The following is a 660-nucleotide window of genomic DNA, read 5'->3' on the forward strand; positions in this document are numbered from 1 at the left end:
TGAGGCCAATTGAGCAAAGGTCGCTTCGCCAGCTTTGATGCGACGAACGAATTCATTTAACTGCTTTTTAGCGCCTTCATCACTAAGAATCACGGTTGGTTTGATCAGAATATGGCGAGCGTTAACTTCCGTCACCGCAACGGTTTCCAGACCCTTCACATCTTCAATTTTTAGGATGTGGAAACCAACGCCACTACGGAATGGGCCAATGATACTGCCTTTGTTCTGCATCTTGATTTGATCAGCAAAGATGGTTGGCATTTCTTCTTTACGCATCCAACCCCAATCACCACCTTGGAGAGCTTTCGGACCTTTAGAGTAGGTGTAAGCCATTTCGGTGAAGTCTGCGCCGTCATTGAGTTATTTAACCAGGGCTTTCGCTTGTGCTTCTACTTCTGATTTATCTTGACCGTCGGTGAAACGCAGTTGGATATGACCGATTTTGTATTGCACGGTTGCGTTGGTTTCTTTCGCTAGCTGGTCTGCAAGGCTATCAACTTCTGCTGGAAGGATATTGATTCGGCGACGAACTAGCGCATTACGAGCTTCTGACGCTGCAATTTCTTTACGGATTTGCTCGCGAAACTCTGGGTAGCTTAGGCCTTCTGCTTGCACTGATGCTGCCAGTTCTTCCACGCTTTGGTTATTGTTGCGTGCGAT

General features: G+C 47.0%; 1 pseudogene. It reads right to left on the reverse strand.

Annotation, left to right across the window (positions count from 1 at the left end):
* A pseudogene (locus tag R7044_RS25895) lies at positions 1-660 on the reverse strand (peptidylprolyl isomerase); the annotation flags it as partial.

It is taken from the genome of Vibrio sp. 1402 (genome assembly GCF_033340275.1).